The following is a 13,436-nucleotide window of genomic DNA, read 5'->3' as shown; positions in this document are numbered from 1 at the left end:
CTAATTTCCACCATAGGATGCGATAATGTACCCTGCTGGCCACAGTCGCGATAAATTACTTTTCTCGACTGTAGGCTTGAAACAATCAAATCCCACTTATCTCAAGTATAAAGCGTAGGTTTAAATCGAATTGCCCGCATTTCACGCGGCCACTGCTGCGCTTTTCGGTGTTTCAAACCGCACAAGACTGCTGTTAATAAATTCTCAACGAACTCAAAACGGGATCGACAGTGAGATCTTCAAGTTGCGCAACATGACAGGGACGGAGCCGTCCGCGGAAAAGATCTTTGGCAAGCTGCGCGTTTTGGCGACAACAGATCTGCACGCCAACCTGTTGAGTTATGACTATTATTCCGACCGCCCAAACCCTGGCGTTGGACTGTCTCGGGTTTCGATGCTGGTCGACGCCGCGCGACGAGAAGCTGACGCAATCGATGGCGCGACCCTCCTCGTGGACAATGGCGACAGCCTATTCGGCACGCCAATCGCCGAGCAGAAAATCCGCGTCGGTGAACCGAGTTCAGCCGCCGTCCCAAAAGCGTTTTCATTGCTGGGCTATGATGCTGTTGGACTAGGCAATCATGAATTCGATTTCGGGTTGGAAGCATTGCGCCTGACCGCGGCCCAGATCACCTGCCCTGTGATCTGCTCCAACATCCGTGCGCTCAACCCCGATATGGACCTGCCGTTTGCGCCATATGCCGTGCTGGAACGTTCCGTTTCTGCCAGCCCCGCAGCCCCATCGCTGCGGATTGGGCTGCTATCCGTGCTCCCGCCCCATACAATGAAATGGGGAGCCTATCAGCTCACTGGCGCTCTGGAATTCGACCAGATGGTCGACAGCGCTGCCGTGATATCACAGCACCTGAAAGAGAACGAAAACTGCGATCTGGTGATTTGTCTCGCCCACACTGGGCTTGCAGACCATGACAACTCGCAGATCCTGGAAAACGCGCTTTCGCCACTGGCGGACCTGGATGGCCTGGATGCCATCGTCGCAGGCCACACGCATCTGACATTGCCGGATAGCGACCATCAGTTCGACATCCCGGTCGTTATGCCCGGTGCCTATGGCTCCCACCTTGGCCTGATTGATCTGGATCTGGAACTCAGTCGCGGACGTTGGTCGCTTGTGTCGGGTCATGCCAGCCTGCAACCCATCGCAGTGCGGACAGATGATGGCGAATTGGTGCCGCAAGTCGACGAAGACAAACGCATGGTCGAGGCTCTTGCGTCGCTGCACCAAGAGACCAGAGAACAAATGGCCCAGCCCGTCGGTCGCACCGAACACAGGCTCCACTCTTTCTTCTCGCTTATCCACGAAGACAAAGCCCTGGCTTTGACCGCATATGCGCAAGCGGCCGCGATACGACCGTTGCTCCGGGAGACCGCTGCCGCCAATATCCCCCTCTTGTCCGCGAGTGCCCCTGGCAAATTTGGCGGTCGCGCAGGTCCAACCCGATACAGCGACGTCCCGGCCGGGGCGATGCACCTGCGCCATGTCGCCGATATCCAGCCCTTTCCCAATGAACTGCGCGCTGTGATTGTCACTGGCCGCGAACTGCGCGACTGGCTGGAGATGTCGGCGGGCGTGTTCAATCACATCACGCCGGGCCAAGCCGGGCAGATGCTGATTGATCCAGACCGCGCAGGCCACAACTTCGATGTGATTTTTGGAGTCGAGTACGAGATTGACGTCTCCGCCCCAAACAGGTTCGACAGCGGCGGAGGCCTGTCTGACGCGGCCGCATCGCGGATCCGTAATCTGACATGGAATGGAGTTGCGGTAACGGATTCGCAGTATTTCGCTGTTGTTTCCAGCAGTTTCCGCATCAACGGCGGTGGAAATTTTTCTGCCCTCGAAACTGCCACGCCATTGCCTCTGCCAACCGTGCGTACCCGCGATGCGATCTGTGACTATGTCGGAGGCAAGCGCCCGCCAGATCCCCTGACACATGGCGCCTATCCGTGGCGCTTCAGCGATTTGGGCGGGACAACGGTCGAATTTCTGACGGGCCCAGACGCGCGGAAACATCTCCCTGACCTGCAGACCGATACGGTCAGACCCATTGGACTGTCGCATGATGGGTTTCTGCGCCTCCAACTTACGCTCTGAGCCATGCAGCGCTGAACGATTGCTTCCAGAACTGCGCTGGGTTGCGGCATTCACGCTCTTGCCATCTGCGTCACAGGCACATATGTAGCGGGTGAGAGGTTGGCGCGGGCAGGCGCCTCGCCAACCTGGTCAGGTCCGGAAGGAAGCAGCCACAACGAGCCCCGCTTGGGTCGATGTCCAACCTCTCACCTTTCTCTCCTCTATCCCTTGCTCCCTAATCACAGCCGAGCCTGCGCGTGGATGACGCCCTCTGTGCAGCAATGGTCAGGCAGATATGCAGGCATTGGTCAGAAACTCTACCAAATGTAGAACCTTGCCTTGACGACTCGGGGCGCAGCCCGCTAGCCATTGAGGTGATGGTTCTTGTGTCGCTTTGGTGGCCAGGATGAAAAGGGAACACGGTGCGATGCCCAATGGGTGTCAAGTCCGCGACTGCCCCCGCAACTGTAAGCGGTGAGCCCCCCGGATTACGCCACTGACGACAGCCGCAAGGCAACCGTCGGGAAGGCCCGGGAGAGCGTTGACCCGCAAGTCAGGAGACCTGCCATCTCGTTATAAACCACAACCGGGCGGGGTGTCTTGGCAGGTCTGCAGAACCTCGTCAGGTTCATAGGATCCGTCACATTGCCCTGCCTTCGCGCGGAGGGCGCAATGAACTGGACAGACACAACACACAGCTATTCGCTGAGCACTTGCATGCATTTGGGCCGTCCCTGCCCGGCTGCCGAACGGATGATCGCACGGCTGAGCAGCGCCATGATGCAGGCCCGCAGCAGCACGCAAGATGATTTTGAAATCACCGGGACCTGCCAGCTGGACACCCGTGACGCCAAATGCCCGGCCTCGTGCCCAGCCATTTTTGTGGCCAGTCATGATCGGATCCGCGTGTTTGGCGGCGTCGCGCAAACGGATGATCAAACCGAGTTGAACCGGTTCGCGGACGCACTGTTTGATCCAGAGGCAGCGCCAATGGTGTCCACCGATACCATGTCCCTCCCCTGCAGCCTTGCGCAGGCGGTGCCGCTCCCACCAAAGCCATCGGCACGGCAGACCGAGCGCGCCCTGCAACTGGCCTGACGTCAGCTGCAGTAATAACCGCGGCGATATAAAGGCCTATGGGTCCGGTATGCGCCGCGGCCCGTAGGCCCAGGCCATTTGCTCGTCGGTTTCAACGGCGCAGGGTCTGAGGCTTCTGAGCCGCTCCAAAGCGCTGGCCGGGCGCTCACCCAATTCGATCATCAATCGCAATACGACCATGCCAGAGCGACCACAGCCGCCCCGGCAATGCACCAAAACCCGGCCGCCCCCCACCAATGTCTTGCGCGCGATGTGGCTGACTTCCGGCCAGCGCATCAAAACATCTGGCGGTGGCGGGCTGTAGTCCGGCACAGGCAAATGGACCCAACGGCACCCCATACCCTGCAGGTCTGCCCCTAAGGATGCCGCCCCAAAACGTTCATGCTCGGCCGTCGTGGTCATGGAGATGACAAACCCTGGTTGCCAATCGTGGATATGAGCCATGTCCCCCGCATAATCCCCACCCGCCCCAGGCAGGGGGCAAAGCGCAAGGATACCGTCGGCTGCCGACAAAGCATGGATCACCAGCGCGTGCGTTTGCGTCGCTGCGCCCGATGCCGTCACAAACGAGCCTTCGGTATCGTTCTGCACTGTATCATCGCCCTTCTTCATCATCGCCCTTCTTGGGTTAGTTTGGACCGGCGCCCCTTGACCGCAGGTGTCGATGTCACCGAGCGCCCAGTCAAAGCAGACCTTCCAAAGCAAACCTTCCAAAGCAGACCTTCGCTGAACCGACCCCATGGCTATCCACGCATCCGCACGCCTGCTCTGCAGAGATGCTCATCCGCATTGCGCAGCCATCTTGCCCGCAGAAGAATCGCTCTGCGATCCGCGAGAGACAGGATCAACAGTGGACGATACTGGTGACCTTGCCTAGTTTGTTGTCTCAACACTGGCGACATCGATTCCGGCACGGGGCACTATGAACGACCAAACAGGCGACACCAGCCACGAAAACCAGGACAGCTCCGGGCAATATCAGGTGCTGGCGCGGAAATACCGCCCCGAAACCTTCAGCGATCTGGTCGGCCAGGACGCCATGGTGCGCACACTGAAAAACGCATTTGCCGCGGATCGGATCGCGCAGGCCTTCATCATGACCGGGATTCGCGGGACCGGGAAAACCACCACCGCCCGGATCATTGCAAAAGGCATGAACTGCATCGGCGAGGACGGGACCAGCGGCCCCACCACCGATCCTTGTGGCAAATGCGAACATTGCACCGCCATCATGGAAGGCCGCCATGTCGATGTAATGGAAATGGACGCCGCATCTCGCACAGGTGTCGGGGATATTCGTGAGATCATCGATTCCGTCCAGTACCGAGCGGCCTCTGCGCGCTACAAGATTTACATCATCGACGAAGTCCACATGCTGTCGACCAGCGCCTTCAATGCGCTTTTGAAAACGCTGGAAGAGCCGCCCGCACATGTGAAATTTATCTTTGCGACAACTGAAATTCGCAAGGTTCCTGTTACGGTTCTGTCCCGTTGCCAACGGTTTGACCTGCGGCGCATTGAACCTGAGGTGATGATCGATCTGCTGCAGCGCATCGCAACATCCGAAGGCGCAGAGATCGCGCAGGACGCGCTGGCGCTGATCACGCGGGCGGCTGAGGGATCGGCCCGTGACGCCACCTCTCTCTTGGATCAGGCCATTTCACATGGCGCCGGAGAAACCACTGCGGATCAGGTGCGCGCCATGCTTGGCCTGGCAGACCGCGGCCGGGTGCTGGATCTGATGGACATGATTCTGCGAGGCGACGCGGCTTCGGCGCTGACCGAACTCAGCGGGCAATACGCAGAAGGCGCCGATCCGCTGGCCGTCCTGCGCGATCTGGCCGAAATCACCCATTGGGTGTCGGTGGTTAAGATCACTCCAGACGCAGCGGAAGATCCCACCGTCAGCCCAGATGAGCGCGCCCGTGGCAGCCAGATGGCAGACGCCTTGCCGATGCGCGTGTTGACCCGCATGTGGCAAATGCTACTGAAAGCACTGGAAGAGGTCGCGGCAGCCCCCAATGCGATGATGGCGGCCGAAATGGCGGTGATCCGTCTAACCCATGTGGCCGATCTGCCAACACCTGAACAGCTGATGCGCACCCTGCAGGATACGCCGCCGCCCCCGCCATCCAGCGGGCATATGAACGCACCAATGGGAAGCTCTGGCGGACCATCTGGCGCCCCCCAAGGCGCAGGCGGATACGTCCCCCAGCAACCCGGATCGCAGGGCAGCACGCCAAGTGGCCCCCAGGGCGGACCGACGATGTCGGCAGGCAACGGACAGGCAACCGCGCTCGCCCCACAGGCAGATCTCGCCCTCGCCCGCTATCCCAGTTTTGAACATGTCGTTGAATTGATTCGCGTGAAACGCGATGGCCTGCTGCTGGAGTACGTGAAAACCTACCTGCGTCTGGTGTCCTACCAACCCGGTCGGATCACCATCCAGCCCACGGATGACGCACCCAAAGACCTCGCCGCGCGTTTGGGCCAGCAGTTGCAGACCTGGACCCATGCCCGTTGGGTCGTCTCGCTTTCAAATGACGGCGGCGGGGAAACCATCACCGAACGCGAGAACGCCGCAGAAAATGCCCTGCGCGCCGAAGCCAGCAAACATCCCATTGTACAGGCCGTTTTGGAGAGCTTCCCAAAAGCCAAAATCACCAATATCCGCACCGCTGAGGATCTCGCTGCAGAAGTGCAGGCCGATGCCCTGCCCGAGGTTGAAGACGAATGGGATCCTTTTGAGGAAGAATAGGCGTCCCTAAAGCAGCGCCAACGGGCGGTTCGCTCGGCTTCCCCCTTGTTTCGTCTCTCAGGCGACCGTATTTCTGCCTGCAGATGGAACCCACGGAGAAAACAGATGCTCAAAGGCCTCGGCGGACTTGGCGATATGGCCAAGATGATGAAATCGGCTCAGGAACTGCAGACCAAAATGACACAGATGCAGGACGAGCTGCACAACGTTCTGGTCACCGGCGAAGCAGGCGCAGGCCTGGTGAAAGCCACTGCCTCGGCCAAGGGCGACCTGAAGGCACTGGATATTGATCCGTCGATCTTCAATGGCGACGACAAGGAAGTGGTCGAAGACCTGATCCTCGCTGCGATCAAGGATGCTCAGGCGAAAGCTGCGGACAAAGCCCAGGAAGAAATGGGCAAACTGACCGAAAGCATGGGCCTGCCCAAAGATATCAAGCTGCCGTTCTAAACGCGGCTTGATCCGGGGGGCAACGGCTGCTTTCGTCATCATTGCCCCCGTGGACCCCACCGGCGCCCGCGCTGGCGGTTACAAAACAAAACCTGAACACAGGGTCTCGCCGCCCTTGAACTTTGCCGCATGGGCTGGCCTATATGGCACAGACGAAAGGGCCATGGCGATGCGCGACACCTCTACCAGCGAAATCGAGAACCTGATTGCACTTATGGCGAAACTGCCCGGTCTCGGACCGCGCTCTGCTCGTCGTGCGGTGCTGCATCTGATCCGCAAACGTGCCCTGTTGCTGACGCCCCTTGCGGAATCGATGTCTGATGTCGCCGCCACAGCGCGCGAGTGCCTGAACTGCGGCAACGTCGGAACCGATGATATCTGCCCCATCTGCAATGACGAAGACCGCGCCAATGGCGAACTTTGTGTGGTCGAGGATGTCTCTGATCTCTGGGCGATGGAACGGGCGGCCGTTTTCAAAGGTCGCTACCACGTGCTCGGCGGCACCCTGTCTGCTCTGGATGCGGTTGGGCCCGAGGATCTGCGCATTCCCCGTTTGGTGGACCGTGTGGCCGCAGAAAGCGTCAATGAGGTCATTCTGGCGCTCAACGCCACAATCGACGGCCAGACGACCGCTCACTACATCGCAGATCAACTGACAGGCCAGGTGCGCCTGACCTCATTGGCACAAGGCGTGCCCATCGGCGGCGAACTGGACTACCTCGACGAGGGTACCATCAGTGCCGCGTTGCGCGCGCGCAAAGAGATCTGACATAGCCCCAGGAATCTGCGACCCAGGAATCTGCGACCCAGGGATCTGCGCCCCAGAGATCTGCGCCACACGGATCTACTCAACAGCGATCTGCCCAACCGCACATCAAATCCGAACATAACTTGGACTGGATACAGCGCGCGAGGGATACAGCACTAATGCGATGCAAATCGTACAAGACCATCAGCAGATGGGCTGTCATATCTAAAGGGAGGATTTGGTGGCGTGGGGGAGACTCGAACTCCCGACCTAACGATTATGAGTCGTTCGCTCTAACCAACTGAGCTACCGCGCCGATGGACGCGGAATTAAGCCAGCCAGCGGTCAGCGTCAAGGCAGAAATGTCATAAAATCGCTGCAAGCGGCGTGATCAGGCAAGTTTTCTGCAATCGCGCCCTAATCGCGCTGCCACATAACGTTTTCCAGCGGTGACATCACAGTCTGGCGCTACGGTAACCTGAGGAATGAAAAGAAAAAAACCACAGCCTGCCAGACAGACTGTGGTTTTCTTTGCACGATTGATGATGCCGTCAATCAGAAGCGGGGATCGGTCCCATCTTCGTCATCTTCGTCGTCACCGCCACCAGCAGGTAGATTGAAGAAGCTATCTGCATCCGGCACCGCTTCGTCTTCAGTCCGTTCAGACGTGTCGCCGCCACCCAGAGTGAAGGTTTCCAGACCTTCGATAGCGGTCGGCATCCGAGGCTCAGCATCCATTTCAAGGGACTGCTCAGTGGACACCAGCTTGCGACGTTCATCGTCACTCATGACGCCGCCTTCAGCCGCTTTCTTCGCCGCTGCCTTCTGCACCGCTGCGTCCAGCTCGGACTGTTTACACAGTCCCAATGCGACCGGATCGATGGGCTGAATGTTGGCGATATTCCAATGGGTCCGCTCACGGATCGCCTGAATGGTGGGTTTGGTGGTGCCAACCAATTTGGAAATCTGACCATCCGACAGTTCCGGGTGGAATTTCACCAACCAATAGATGGAGGCCGGACGGTCCTGACGCTTGGACAGCGGCGTGTAGCGCGGCCCACGGCGTTTTTCCTCACCAGCAGCGGCAGGATTGAACTTCAGTTTCAGCTTGTGCAGCGGGTTCTTCTCGGCTGCATCCACCTCGTCTTGCGTCAGCTGGTTGTTTGCAACCGGGTCAAAGCCCTTCACGCCAGCAGCCACATCGCCATCCGCAATGCCCTGGATCTCCAGCTCGTGCATGCCAACAAAATCGGCAATCTGCTTGAAGCTGATCGTGGTATTGTCCACCAGCCACACGGCGGTTGCCTTGGCCATCAACGGTTTTGCCATGTGCTCATCTCCTTAAAAATCACTGGACCCCGGATACATCTTTCCCGTCGCCTGTCAGAGGCTTCCCCAGTCTGGGGCGGTTTCCGTTGTCGGGGAACTTCGTTTCTATATAGTCAGGTTCATTCTATAAGGAAAGAGGCGAATGCACGGCATCCACCGGCTCCGGTCACACCTTTGGCTCACTTTGGCGTTGCTCGGCCATATGCTGCTGACCCCTGCAATCACACAGGCTGCGGACCAGGGCACAAAAAACCAGGCAGGCCAGTTTGACTACTACGTCCTGGCGCTCAGCTGGTCGCCCAGTTGGTGCGCCCTCGAGGGGGATGCCAAAGGCTCGGAGCAATGTGACGCCAATCGCGATCACGGCTGGATCTTGCATGGGCTTTGGCCGCAATACCATCAGGGCTGGCCCAGCTACTGCCAAAGCGCCAAAGCACCGCCCAGCAGGCGCCAGACCCGCGAAATGGCAGACATCATGGGCACGCCGGGGCTCGCCTGGCACCAATGGAAAAAACACGGGACCTGTTCTGGCCTGTCTGCAACGGATTACTTTGCCCTGTCTCGCCAGGCCTATTCCCAACTCGTCCGGCCGGTTGCCCTGCGGCGCCTGACGCAAGAAGTGACATTACCCGCGCGATTGATTGAGCAGGCTTTCCTGCAGGACAATCAGGACCTGGAGCCTGATATGCTCACCGTCACCTGCCGCAGCGGATATATTCAGGAAGCACGTATCTGCCTGTCAAAGGCCCTGCAACCGGTGCCCTGTGGCCGCGATGTGGTTCGCGACTGCAAGCTAGATCAGGCCGTCTTTCCGCCAATCCGCTAACGCGCTGACAGCACAATTCCGAAGCGACAAAGGCCTCTTGCGGGACCCGCTTGTCATCTTTCCCCAAATACTCCCGCCGGAAGCGGCGCTACCCCTGCCACAATCGCCGCCTATCCAACCCAAGAACCTCGCTGACCGAATAGCGCTGCACCAGCGCCCCGGCAGCCTCTTGGCGGGCCCCTAACGCAGTCCTGACAGGCCTGTGACAGACCTGTGAAATCTGGGGCCGCAAAACTGTGCTAAGATACAGAACGCACCGCCTGTGGTGTCCATGATTGCGATCCCTCGGGCGGGCGAACTCGTTTTGCCAGAAGGAGGGAATATGGAACGCACCATTGGAAACCCAATTAGTTGGCTCACCAAAGCACTCGGACTGACGGGCGCGCATTTGTCGGCCTCTGTGGATCAGCTTGGCAGCGACACAGAGCGCAGCGCTCCCGAAGCGCTGGTCCTGGATATGTCTGATATCACCGCTGCGCTTTCGGCCGGGTGGCAGGATTTCATCGCCTGCCGCAGTGATGCAATGGCAATTGTCTTTCTCTACCCGCTGATCGGACTGGCCCTCGTTGTCTTTGGGTTCTCGGCCGATTTGTTTCCACTGATCTTTCCGGTGGTGATGGGCTTTGCCCTGATCGGCCCAGTTGCCGCGGTCGGCCTCTATGAAATGTCAGCGCGCAGAGAAGCGGGCTTCAAACCACGATGGGCGGATGCGTTTGCAGTCTTGCGGTCTCCGGCATTCCTGTCGGTTCTGATGCTTGGTCTCTATCTTGCGGGCCTGTTTGTCCTGTGGATGGTATTTGCCATCGGGATCTTCAATCGAACCTTGGGCCCCGAAGCCCCGGCGAGCCTGATGGCCTTTGCCACAGCGGCGCTGACAACCACGCCCGGATGGATCATGATTGTCGTCGGCTCGACCGTGGGGGCAGCATTTGCAGTTGTGGCTCTGGCCGTCAGCCTTGTGTCTTTTCCGCTGCTGCTTGATCGCCACACAGGGCTGCCTGTCGCCGTCGCAACCTCACTGAAAGTCGTGCGTAAGAACCCGGTTGTTTGCCTCACCTGGGGTGCGATGGTTGGCACGCTGTTGTTCCTCGGCGCTGTGCCGATGTTTGCGGGGCTGATTGTTGTCATCCCGCTCCTGGGGCACGCCACCTGGCATCTTTATCGCCGCGCCGTAGGCTAAGCTGAACCACAGCTAGAGCCGGGCTAGGCTGGACCTTACTAGGCCCGGATGGCTTAGGCTGGGCTGGGTTAGGCGCGGACTACGCCGCGCCCGCAACCTGCAACACGATCTTGCCGATGTGGCGGGATCGTTCCATCCGCTCATGCGCCGCTGCGGCTTCTGACAAGGCAAAGGTCTGATCCATAACCGGACGGACCTTGCCTGCTTCGATCAGCGGCCAGACAGTCTGCTGCAAATCCCGCGCAATCGCCGCTTTGGCAACATCGCTCTGCGGCCGCAGCGTCGACCCCGTCACCGTCAACCGGCGCATCATGATCTGGGCAAAATTCAATTCTACCTTTGGACCGGACAAAAAGGCGATCTGGACCAAACGCCCATCATCGGCCAGCGCCCTTAGGTTCCGTGGAATATAGTCGCCCCCCACCATATCCAGAATGAGATCAGCGCCCCCTTCGTTTTTCAGCACCGGGACAAAATCTTCTTCGCGGTAGTTGATGGCCCGTTCCGCACCAAGCGACAGGCAGGCGGCACATTTCTCCGCTGATCCGGCGGTGGTGAACACCCGCGCCCCAAGCGCTGCAGCCAACTGAATGGCCGTCGTCCCGATACCGGAAGAGCCTCCATGCACCAGAAAACGCTCGCCAGCCTGCAGTCCACCCCGCCCAAAAACATTCGACCACACGGTAAAAAACGTCTCGGGCAGACAGGCTGCCTGTTTCAGGCTCAACCCTTTGGGAATGGGCAAACAATGTGCCGCCGGTGTCGCCACATATTCCGCATAGCCACCTCCTGGCAGTAGGGCACAGAGCTGATCTCCAAGGGCAATGCCCTGCACACCTTGGCCGATGGCAACCACCTCCCCCGCGGCCTCCAGACCGGGCAAGTCGCTGGCACCCGGCGGGGGCGCATAGGAACCAGCCCGCTGCAAGGCGTCCGGGCGATTCACCCCGGCAAAAGCCACCTTCAGCACCACCTGACCGTAAGAGGGCACCGGAATGGGCCGCTCGCACAGGCGCAACACCTCAGGTCCGCCCGGCTCTGCGATCTCAACCGCTTGCATCATCTCAACCATGGTGTGCCTCCTCCTCGTGCTGCTACATGCCTAACAGGCACCCCATGAGCCGCAAACAAAAAAGGCGCCCATACCGGGCGCCAACTTTGGGTTTGATGTGCTGCGACAGATCCTATCCGCTTTTGGTCCAGCCGGGCAGATCGTCCTGTGCGTTCGGCGCGCGCACTTGCTGCGCCAGCCAGTTTGGGCCCGCCAGCAACGGTTTCAGCAAAGGGTTGGCATGCACTTTCGATTTCAGCTTTTCGAACTGCATAACGTTTTCGATCCTGCGGTCCAGAAAATCCCAGGTCGCCTGATGCTCCAGACTGTCATCACCCAGCCAGTACAGCACCGTTGCGGAGTACACGCCGGACAGCGTGCCGCGTTTGGTGTACCAGTTGATATCTTCAGACACGTCCCCGAGGCTGCGCCAAATGGCATCTACGGTGCCCCAGACCAGCTTTGCACCATCTCCGGCGTATTGCGGCAGGGCAAAGAGGGTCGCACCGCGGCGCACCGCTTCTTTGTCGTCGATCACCTCAAGCCGGAGCTGAACCGCGCGGGTGATCTTGTCGCGAAACCGTAGGCCAGTCATGTCCTCATGCGCCAGACGCTGCAACATCAGCGCATCACCGCGTTTGTGATAGGCCACAGCCAGATCCACAGCGCCACGGGGGCACAACGCATCGGCAACAACCGGGTTCACCCCAGAATCTGCCACGGCGGCAGAAAACGTCGTGCTGCTCCAACCATCAAAAGGCACATGCATCAACGCCGCTTCCAACAGCTGATCCAAAGGATCGTTCCCTGTTGTCGTCGTGTTCGAGTCTGTCATGACATCCTCCCCTGTCGATGGTTGCGTCATATCTGATGGCGCGCCCTTGCGCAGCACCGCAATTGGCCGCAGATGCTCCTATCTTACCGGTGCTGGACAATCTAGTGCGGGCTTGCTATACGGCCACTTCATGCAACCTCTTGCAACTCAACTTAGAAAGGTGGTGAAAACCACATGCAGGTTAGTGTTCGTGACAACAACGTCGATCAGGCGCTTCGTGCCCTGAAGAAAAAGCTGCAGCGTGAAGGCGTCTTCCGTGAAATGAAGCTCAAGCAACATTTCGAGAAGCCGTCCGAGAAAAAAGCGCGCGAGAAAGCTGAAGCGATTCGTCGTGCCCGCAAACTGGCACGGAAGAAAGCCCAGCGCGAAGGTCTGCTCTAAGCCCTTCTGCATTGCTTTTCTGAACGCAATAGATGACCCCCGAGGCCCTGCCGCGGGGGTTTGTCGTTTTTGGGGTAACCGAAAATGGCGAGGCACCTGGCGAAATTCCGGTGGAACGCAGAATTTTACCAAAAATTATATCTGAACCTCATGTCTCTTCGGTTTGATTTGCGCTAAACTCAGAAGTGTGGGCAGGCTGACGCGTTTCCCCAGAAGCTGCCCACTCCGTCGGACTTGGAACACCCGACGGCCTAACCCGGAGTCGGCAGCGTCTCCCCCCCATCAGGCGCTTGTCTTACCCCCTTTTGACCAAGACATTCGCCACTCCGGGTTTTTTCACTTTTGGTTCGCTCGTATACCCACTGATTTAATCAATGGCCCATCGGCCTGATCCGCAATCCTTGCAAAGTTGCTCGCCAAATCATTCGGCATGCCAGGTTCAGCCACGTGTATTTCACGAAGAACCCACTCAGGTCACAGGCAATGCAGAAACCAAACAGCACGCGGCATCGCCACAGAGAGATCTGGGCGCTGACGAAGCGCGTCTAGGCAGCCGACTCATAAAACTCGATCCACAGTCTGACGGATGCCAGTTTGATCATCGACAGGAAATTGCGTGACGTCTTTTCGTATCGGGTTGCGATGCGACGGAACGAGGCTTTCAGCCTGCCAAAGAACCGCTCGA

At 58.9% G+C, this 13,436-nt stretch carries 12 protein-coding genes, 1 tRNA gene, 1 other RNA gene, 1 pseudogene and 1 riboswitch; of the genes and pseudogenes, 9 read left to right on the top strand and 6 right to left on the bottom strand.

What is annotated here, in order from left to right:
- Positions 1 to 253: 253 nt before the first annotated feature.
- From Q0C28_RS17025 to Q0C28_RS17015, 3 genes are all read left to right on the top strand, one after another.
- On the top strand, positions 254 to 2,116 hold the full coding sequence (locus tag Q0C28_RS17025; RefSeq protein WP_293577615.1) for a 5'-nucleotidase C-terminal domain-containing protein: 1,863 nt from the start codon (positions 254 to 256) through the stop codon (positions 2,114 to 2,116).
- A 92-nt stretch (positions 2,117 to 2,208) separates the two neighbouring features.
- Positions 2,209 to 2,307, top strand: an RNA gene (ffs, locus tag Q0C28_RS17020) — signal recognition particle sRNA small type.
- 149 nt (positions 2,308 to 2,456) lie between these two features.
- A riboswitch (cobalamin riboswitch) is annotated at positions 2,457 to 2,680 on the top strand.
- An 87-nt stretch (positions 2,681 to 2,767) separates the two neighbouring features.
- Positions 2,768 to 3,193, top strand: a complete 426-nt coding sequence (locus Q0C28_RS17015) for a hypothetical protein (protein WP_293577614.1) — start codon at positions 2,768 to 2,770, stop codon at positions 3,191 to 3,193.
- Positions 3,194 to 3,229: 36 nt separating this feature from the next.
- Here Q0C28_RS17015 and Q0C28_RS17010 read toward each other — a convergent pair whose 3' ends face one another.
- A complete protein-coding gene (locus Q0C28_RS17010; RefSeq protein WP_293577612.1) occupies positions 3,230 to 3,808 on the bottom strand; it encodes a protein-tyrosine phosphatase family protein in 579 nt (192 codons plus the stop codon).
- A 307-nt stretch (positions 3,809 to 4,115) separates the two neighbouring features.
- Here Q0C28_RS17010 and Q0C28_RS17005 point away from each other — a divergent pair, with 307 nt between their 5' ends.
- The 3 genes from Q0C28_RS17005 (at position 4,116) to recR (ending at position 7,170) form a co-directional block, all read left to right on the top strand.
- Positions 4,116 to 5,951 carry a DNA polymerase III subunit gamma/tau gene (locus tag Q0C28_RS17005; protein ID WP_293577610.1) on the top strand — a complete coding sequence of 612 codons (1,836 nt, stop codon included), beginning with the start codon at positions 4,116 to 4,118 and terminating at the stop codon, positions 5,949 to 5,951.
- A 105-nt stretch (positions 5,952 to 6,056) separates the two neighbouring features.
- Complete coding sequence (locus tag Q0C28_RS17000; protein ID WP_293577608.1) at positions 6,057 to 6,401, top strand: YbaB/EbfC family nucleoid-associated protein; 345 nt, start codon at positions 6,057 to 6,059, stop codon at positions 6,399 to 6,401.
- A gap of 169 nt (positions 6,402 to 6,570) precedes the next feature.
- Positions 6,571 to 7,170 (top strand): recombination mediator RecR, encoded by a 600-nt coding sequence (recR, locus tag Q0C28_RS16995; protein WP_293577607.1) that lies wholly within the window; start codon positions 6,571 to 6,573, stop codon positions 7,168 to 7,170.
- 218 nt (positions 7,171 to 7,388) lie between these two features.
- Here recR and Q0C28_RS16990 read toward each other — a convergent pair.
- Positions 7,389 to 7,465, bottom strand: a tRNA-Met gene (locus tag Q0C28_RS16990).
- Between the two features lie 239 nt (positions 7,466 to 7,704).
- Entirely contained in the window at positions 7,705 to 8,478 is a 774-nt protein-coding gene (locus tag Q0C28_RS16985) for a cell cycle transcriptional regulator TrcR (protein WP_293577605.1), read from the bottom strand.
- A gap of 202 nt (positions 8,479 to 8,680) precedes the next feature.
- On the opposite strand from Q0C28_RS16985, the gene Q0C28_RS16980 reads away from it, so the two are divergent.
- Both Q0C28_RS16980 and Q0C28_RS16975 read left to right on the top strand, forming a co-directional pair.
- A complete protein-coding gene (locus Q0C28_RS16980) occupies positions 8,681 to 9,304 on the top strand; it encodes a ribonuclease T2 (protein WP_293577657.1) in 624 nt (207 codons plus the stop codon).
- Positions 9,305 to 9,626: 322 nt separating this feature from the next.
- The gene (locus Q0C28_RS16975) at positions 9,627 to 10,484 is read left to right on the top strand and encodes a DUF2189 domain-containing protein (RefSeq protein WP_293577604.1); all 858 of its coding nucleotides are present in this window, start codon (positions 9,627 to 9,629) and stop codon (positions 10,482 to 10,484) included.
- Positions 10,485 to 10,563: 79 nt separating this feature from the next.
- Here the strand turns inward: Q0C28_RS16975 and Q0C28_RS16970 are convergent, their stop codons facing one another.
- Positions 10,564 to 11,556 carry an NAD(P)H-quinone oxidoreductase gene (locus Q0C28_RS16970; RefSeq protein ID WP_293577602.1) on the bottom strand — a complete coding sequence of 331 codons (993 nt, stop codon included), beginning with the start codon at positions 11,554 to 11,556 and terminating at the stop codon, positions 10,564 to 10,566.
- A 112-nt stretch (positions 11,557 to 11,668) separates the two neighbouring features.
- The gene (locus tag Q0C28_RS16965) at positions 11,669 to 12,370 is read right to left on the bottom strand and encodes a COQ9 family protein (RefSeq protein ID WP_293577601.1); all 702 of its coding nucleotides are present in this window, start codon (positions 12,368 to 12,370) and stop codon (positions 11,669 to 11,671) included.
- Between the two features lie 174 nt (positions 12,371 to 12,544).
- Here Q0C28_RS16965 and rpsU point away from each other — a divergent pair, with 174 nt between their 5' ends.
- Positions 12,545 to 12,751 carry a 30S ribosomal protein S21 gene (gene rpsU, locus Q0C28_RS16960; protein WP_005614280.1) on the top strand — a complete coding sequence of 69 codons (207 nt, stop codon included), beginning with the start codon at positions 12,545 to 12,547 and terminating at the stop codon, positions 12,749 to 12,751.
- Positions 12,752 to 13,296: 545 nt separating this feature from the next.
- Here rpsU and Q0C28_RS16955 read toward each other — a convergent pair.
- Positions 13,297 to 13,436, bottom strand: a pseudogene (locus Q0C28_RS16955) (IS5/IS1182 family transposase); the annotation flags it as partial.

It is taken from the genome of Phaeobacter sp., assembly GCF_022825805.1.
GTDB lineage: Bacteria > Pseudomonadota > Alphaproteobacteria > Rhodobacterales > Rhodobacteraceae > Phaeobacter.
Note: the sequence above shows the minus strand (reverse complement) of the source record. Positions and strands in the feature narration are given on the sequence as shown.

Bases quoted from the DNA above. Each gene is read 5' to 3' on its own strand.
- Q0C28_RS17000 (WP_293577608.1), top strand. From the start codon at position 6,057: ATGCTCAAAGGCCTCGGCGGACTTGGCGATATGGCCAAGATGATGAAA.
- Q0C28_RS17010 (WP_293577612.1), bottom strand. From the start codon at position 3,808: ATGATGAAGAAGGGCGATGATACAGTGCAGAACGATACCGAAGGCTCG.
- Q0C28_RS17015 (WP_293577614.1), top strand. From the start codon at position 2,768: ATGAACTGGACAGACACAACACACAGCTATTCGCTGAGCACTTGCATG.
- Q0C28_RS17005 (WP_293577610.1), top strand. From the start codon at position 4,116: ATGAACGACCAAACAGGCGACACCAGCCACGAAAACCAGGACAGCTCC.
- Q0C28_RS16970 (WP_293577602.1), bottom strand. From the start codon at position 11,556: ATGGTTGAGATGATGCAAGCGGTTGAGATCGCAGAGCCGGGCGGACCT.
- Q0C28_RS16965 (WP_293577601.1), bottom strand. From the start codon at position 12,370: ATGACAGACTCGAACACGACGACAACAGGGAACGATCCTTTGGATCAG.
- rpsU (WP_005614280.1), top strand. From the start codon at position 12,545: ATGCAGGTTAGTGTTCGTGACAACAACGTCGATCAGGCGCTTCGTGCC.
- Q0C28_RS16985 (WP_293577605.1), bottom strand. From the start codon at position 8,478: ATGGCAAAACCGTTGATGGCCAAGGCAACCGCCGTGTGGCTGGTGGAC.
- Q0C28_RS16980 (WP_293577657.1), top strand. From the start codon at position 8,681: ATGCTGCTGACCCCTGCAATCACACAGGCTGCGGACCAGGGCACAAAA.
- Q0C28_RS16975 (WP_293577604.1), top strand. From the start codon at position 9,627: ATGGAACGCACCATTGGAAACCCAATTAGTTGGCTCACCAAAGCACTC.
- recR (WP_293577607.1), top strand. From the start codon at position 6,571: ATGCGCGACACCTCTACCAGCGAAATCGAGAACCTGATTGCACTTATG.
- Q0C28_RS17025 (WP_293577615.1), top strand. From the start codon at position 254: ATGACAGGGACGGAGCCGTCCGCGGAAAAGATCTTTGGCAAGCTGCGC.